Source organism: Defluviitalea phaphyphila, assembly GCF_001466305.1.
GTDB lineage: Bacteria > Bacillota > Clostridia > Lachnospirales > Defluviitaleaceae > Defluviitalea_A > Defluviitalea_A phaphyphila.
This window is the reverse complement of record NZ_JWID01000065.1, coordinates 1-895: the sequence shown is the minus strand read 5'-3', so window position 1 is coordinate 895 and position 895 is coordinate 1. Positions and strand designations below refer to the sequence as shown.

Below are 895 nucleotides of genomic sequence, written 5' to 3'. Positions count from 1 at the left end.
AAGAGCCAAAAGAAAATACAAGTTCAGAATTAACCCAAGAACAATTTGATTTACTACGTAGTTATTTTACAAATTATGAAGAATATAGGCAAGATTTAATAGATGATTATGGAGAAAAAAATATACCTAAGTTTATTGATATAGCAAAAAATTATATGGAAACAACATATAATTTTGATTATCGTATGGATTTCGAAACATATTATAATAGAGCATTGCCATATTCTTCAGGAACTTATGCAGATAGGATATGGTTTAAAAGGAAGTATAATACATTAGCTGAACATAAATTTATAATTGAAGCAAAATTCCTTACTGATGAATATTTTGTATATCATAAATCAGGCCCTGATGTAATAGGTTTATTTTTATTCCGTGTTAAATCAGCAGAAGGTAATTTTAGAGAAGATTGGTTTGGAGAGTATGATTATGAATTAGGAAAATGGTACCAAGTACCTTATGAAGTACATATTGGGACAGGATTAAAAGGAGAAGCTTTTAAAAACTATTATGGAAATGGGTTTAAAGCTATTGGACCAGTAATGTCAGTAGAAGGTGAATAATATGAAAAAGATGGGATTTTTATTTATAATAATTATTTTGTGTATAACAGTTATAAATTTAAAAAATATGAGTTATGGTAAAAATTATAATGAATACTCTAGTGAAAATAGAGGAAAAGAATTTGATACCATAGAAAAAGGAGAAAATCATTATATTATATTTCCTGTCACCTCAACAAAAGCTTCTTCGGAAACGGGACTTAGATGGGAAACAGAAGCATATAAAATAACAATGTTTCCTAAGGGAACTCAAATAAATATTGATGGCGAAGATGACCATATAAATTGTCCCATTGAAAATATGAAAGATCAAATAGTTATTGACCAAAGCA

General features: G+C 27.7%; 2 protein-coding genes. Both read left to right on the top strand.

Annotated elements, in window-relative coordinates; genetic code table 11:
• Positions 1-563, top strand: a 563-nt coding sequence (locus OM90_RS12950) for a hypothetical protein (RefSeq protein ID WP_160323688.1), incomplete at its 5' end; no start/stop codon positions are given.
• Between the two features lies 1 nt (position 564).
• A partial coding sequence (locus tag OM90_RS12150; RefSeq protein ID WP_144428595.1) for a hypothetical protein occupies positions 565-895 on the top strand: 331 nt, incomplete at its 3' end.